Raw genomic sequence first — 4,430 nt, forward strand, 5'->3', positions numbered from 1 at the left:
AAGAGACAGGGTTGGTGCGGCGGGTGCCGTGCTCCAGTTTGCTGACGGCGGTGTGGTCGTAGCCGATCTCGGCGCCGAGCTGGGCCTGGGTCAGTCCGGCGCGGCGGCGCCACTGGCGCAGCCGCAGACCGAAGGCCTGCCAGAGGTGGTCCTCGACGGGCGTGGTCGCCGCCCGGTTGCGGTGCACGGGGCTGCCCTCCCGAGTGCGTTCCGGGCCCTCCGGTGGGAGAGGTCCGCTGAGGAGGACGGTACTGGACGAGGACCCCCGCCGTACATGATGTGGTCTCAACCACTTCCGCACTCTGGTCTCAACCTCTCCATGCGGTGGTCTCAACCTCTCCCCTCTATTGGTCTCTACCTCACTGGCCACCGGTCTCGATCTCTCCGAGCACTCCGACCTGCCCGGACGCCTTTCCCGTCGTCAGGCCCCGTGCTCGAAAAGCTTCTTGGCGCACCCGAGCGGTACTTGACGGAACTTGCCAACCCCCCGTTCCGTGCGTCCAGCCCGTTGACCGTGCCATGACGGCGTGTGAGTGTTCCGGCACCCGAGCGCGGACGCCCGCTGACCAGTCCCCCCAGCGTCCTGCGGTGAGCGCCCCTCCGGCGCACCGTCCGCGGTCGAGCACCCCCACGTTCGAGGAGCCTCGGAATGAAACGCAGATTGCTGACGGCGGGGACCACCCTGACCGTCCTGGCCGGCATGCTGACCGCCACCGCGGTCGGACAGGCCGGCGCCGCCGCGGGTGCGGCCGCGCCGACACCCCCCAGCGCGCTGGCCGCCGCCGTGAACGCCGCCGACCAGGCGGCCGCGGCCGGCCTGGACGCCCTGGCCAAGGGGCCCGGCGAGACCTACGAGCGCCAGTCCGTGACCCCCTGGCTGGGCGGTCTCTACTCGGTCGCCTACGAGCGGACCTACAAGGGCCTGCCCGTGGTCGGCGGCGACGCCGTCGTGATCGCCGACGGCCAGGGCAGGGTGCACGGCTCCCAGTCCGCCAACACCGGCGCGATAGGCGTGCCCACCACCGCCCTGATCAGCGCCGCCAACGCGGAGCGGACCGCCCGCACCAAGCTGGCCACCGTGGACGGCGTGCAGTCCCGCCGCCTGGTCGTCCGGGTCAAGGACGGCGCCGGGCGGCTCGCCTGGGAGACCGTGCTCACCGGCCGCACCGCGAGCGCCCCGAGCACCCTGCACGTCTTCGTCGACGCCCGCAACGGCGAGGTCGTCGACAGCTACGACGACGTGCGGGCCGGGACCATCAACAGCAAGTGGAACGGCCCGCCGCCGGTCACCATCAGCACCACCGGCTCCGGCAGCAGCTACTCGCTGCGCGACCCGGGCCGGCCCGGCCTGAGCTGCGCCGACAACGCGACCGGCCAGGTGTTCAGCAAGTCCTCGGACTCCTGGGGCAACGGCAGCCCCACCAGCAAGGAGACCGGCTGCGGCGACGTCATGTTCGCGGCGCAGAAGGAATGGGACATGCTCAAGGACTGGTTGGGCCGCAACGGCCACAACGGTACCGGGGGCAGCTGGCCGGTCAAGGTCGGTCTCAACGACGTCAACGCCTACTGGGACGGCTCCTCGGTCTCCATCGGCCACAACAACGCCAACGAGTGGATCTCCTCGATCGACGTCGTCGGCCACGAGTTCGGCCACGGCATCGACCAGTACACCCCCGGCGGCGCCAACAACGAGAACGGCCTGGGCGAGGGCACCGGCGACATCTTCGGCGCGCTGACCGAGGCCTACGCCAACCAGCCCTCCCCGTACGACAACCCGGACTACACCGTCGGCGAGATGATCAACCTGGTCGGCCGCGGCCCGATCCGCAACATGGCCAACCCCTCGCTCGTCAACGGCGACCCCAACTGTTACTCCTCCTCGATCCCGAGCACCGAGGTGCACGCGGCCGCCGGCCCGCTGAACCACTGGTTCTACCTGCTCGCCGAGGGCTCCAACCCGGGCGGCGGCAAGCCCACCAGCCCGACCTGCAACAGCTCCACGGTCACCGGCGTCGGCATCAAGGACGCGGGCCGGGTCTTCTACGGCGGCATGCTGCTCAAGACCAGCGGCATGACCTACAAGAGGTACCGGACCACCACCCTGACCGCCGCCAAGAGCCTCGACCCCACCTGCAACCTGTTCAACCGCACCAAGGCGGCCTGGGACGCGGTCAGCGTGCCCGCCCAGACCGGTGACCCGAAGTGCGACGGCCCGACCGGGCCGGAATTCTCGATCTCGACCAACCCGGGCTCCGGCACCGTCCAGCCGGGTTCCTCCGCCACCACGACGGTCGGCACCCAGGTGACCCAGGGCGGCGCCCAGACCGTCAACCTGACCGCCTCCGGCGCCCCGAGCGGTGCGAGCGTCAGCTTCAACCCGTCCTCGATCCAGTCCGGGTCGAGCGCGACGATGACGGTCTCCACCAGCGCCACCACCGCGCCCGGGACCTACGTCATCACGGTCACCGGCACCGGCCAGACCACCCACACCGCGCAGTACACGCTGACGGTCGGCGGCGGCAACCCCGGCGGCCAGGCGCCCGACATCAGCGTCGCCAACGTCCAGGCGCACCTGGCCCAGCTCAACACCATCGCCTCGCAGAACGGCGGCAACCGCCGTACCGGCACCGCCGGTTACAGCCAGTCGCTGGCCTATGTGAAGGCCAAGCTGGTCGCCGCCGGCTACCAGGTCAGCGAGCAGGCCTGCGGCTCCTGCACCTACGGCGGCAACAACCTGGTCGCCGACTGGCCGGGCGGCCCCGCCGACCAGGTCACCATGTTCGGCGCGCACCTGGACGGCGTCAGCGCCGGCCCCGGCATCAACGACAACGGCTCCGGCTCGTCCGTCCTGCTGGAGACCGCGCTCGTCCTCGCCCAGCAGAACCCCACCATGACCCGCCACGTGCGCTTCGCCTGGTGGACCGGTGAGGAGCAGGGCCTCCAGGGCTCGCAGTACTACGTGGGCCAGCTGAGCTCCACCCAGCGCAGCGCCATCAAGGGCTACTACAACTTCGACATGGTCGGCTCGCCCAACGCCGGCTACTTCATCAACAACGTCAACTCCGCCACCTCGGCGCCGATGAAGGCCTACTGGGACTCCCTGAACCTCCAGCCGGAGGAGAACGTCGAGGGCCAGGGCCGCTCGGACGACGCCTCGTTCCAGTCCGCCGGCATCCCGACCTCGGGCTACGCGGCGGGCGCCAGCGCCACCAAGACCGCCAACCAGGCGGCCAAGTGGGGCGGCACCGCGAACCGGGCGTACGACTCCTGCTACCACTCCGCCTGCGACACCACCAGCAACATCAACGCCACCGTGCTGGACCGCAGCGCCGACGGCGTCGCCTACACGCTGTGGAAGACCTCGGTCGGCAGCGGCCCGGTGCCGAGCAACGACTTCTCGGTCAACGTCAACCCGGCCACCGGCAGCGTCAAGCCGGGCGAGTCGGCCAGCGCCACGGTGAACACCCAGACCACCTCCGGCTCCGCCCAGACCGTGAACCTCTCGGTCTCCGGCGCGCCGGCCGGTGTGACGGCCACCGTCAGCCCCGCCTCGGTGCAGTCGGGCGGCTCCGCGACCCTGAACATCTCGGTCGCCGCCTCCGTCCCCGCCGCGACGTACAACCTGACCGTGACCGGCACCGGTTCGGTCTCCCACTCCAGCAGCTACTCGCTGGTGGTCACCTCCGACCCCGGCCCGGGCAACGGCACCTGGGCCGCGGGCACCACCTACAAGACAGGTGACACCGTCACCTACAACGGAATCAGCTACCGGTGCCTCCAGGGCCACACGGCCCAGGTGGGCTGGGAGCCGCCGATCGTCCCGGCCCTCTGGCAGCCGATCTGAGCGGACCGGATCGTCTCCGGGACGGGATGAAAAAGCGGTGCCGCGGTTCGTCGAGGGGGACGGACCGCGGCACCGCCGCATGTGCGGAGCGCCGCGCCCGCGGGCCCGGCCCGGGTGCTGCCTGGTTGCCGCCCGGGTGCCGCTCGATCGGCGCAGAGTGGCGCCCGGTGTCCGGGCGGTGGCCGGACGGTCATGGCGGGAGCGCACGCTGACGTAGAGTCGGCGCGGACCGCCGCCCGCCGCCGACCGAGGAGGCACCCCCGTGACCACCGCCGCGAACCCCGGCCCCTCCCCCGCCGCCGCCCCGCCCGTCCCCGAACTGCCGCCCGAGGCCGTCGAGGAGTGGCGCACCGAGGAGGCCGAGCTGATCGACCTGCTGGCCCGTACCCGGCAGCGCCTCGGCGGTGTCGCCGCGTTCCGGATCGGCCCCCGCCCCACCGTCCTGGTCACCGACCCCGAGGCCGTGCAGCACGTCCTCGGCCGCCACCCCGAGCGGTACGTCAAGCGCTCGCACCGGGCCCGGATGCTCGCCGGCGAGGGCGTGCTGACCGCGACCGGCGACGACTGGAAGCGGCAACGGCGGGGG

The 4,430-nt window shown here is 71.7% G+C and carries 3 protein-coding genes; 2 read left to right on the top strand and 1 reads right to left on the bottom strand.

Annotation, left to right across the window (positions count from 1 at the left end; all coding sequences use genetic code 11):
* On the bottom strand, positions 1–187 hold a 187-nt coding region (locus ADK60_RS16810; protein ID WP_159400465.1), incomplete at its 3' end, for a helix-turn-helix domain-containing protein.
* 462 nt (positions 188–649) lie between these two features.
* Between ADK60_RS16810 and ADK60_RS16815 the strand changes: the two genes are divergently transcribed.
* Positions 650–3,844 carry a M28 family peptidase gene (locus ADK60_RS16815; protein WP_053646889.1) on the top strand — a complete coding sequence of 1,065 codons (3,195 nt, stop codon included), beginning with the start codon at positions 650–652 and terminating at the stop codon, positions 3,842–3,844.
* A gap of 262 nt (positions 3,845–4,106) precedes the next feature.
* On the top strand, positions 4,107–4,430 hold a 324-nt coding region (locus ADK60_RS16820), incomplete at its 3' end, for a cytochrome P450 (RefSeq protein ID WP_234371115.1).

The sequence above is a fragment of the Streptomyces sp. XY431 genome (assembly GCF_001279805.1).
Classification (GTDB): Bacteria; Actinomycetota; Actinomycetes; order Streptomycetales; family Streptomycetaceae; genus Kitasatospora; species Kitasatospora purpeofusca.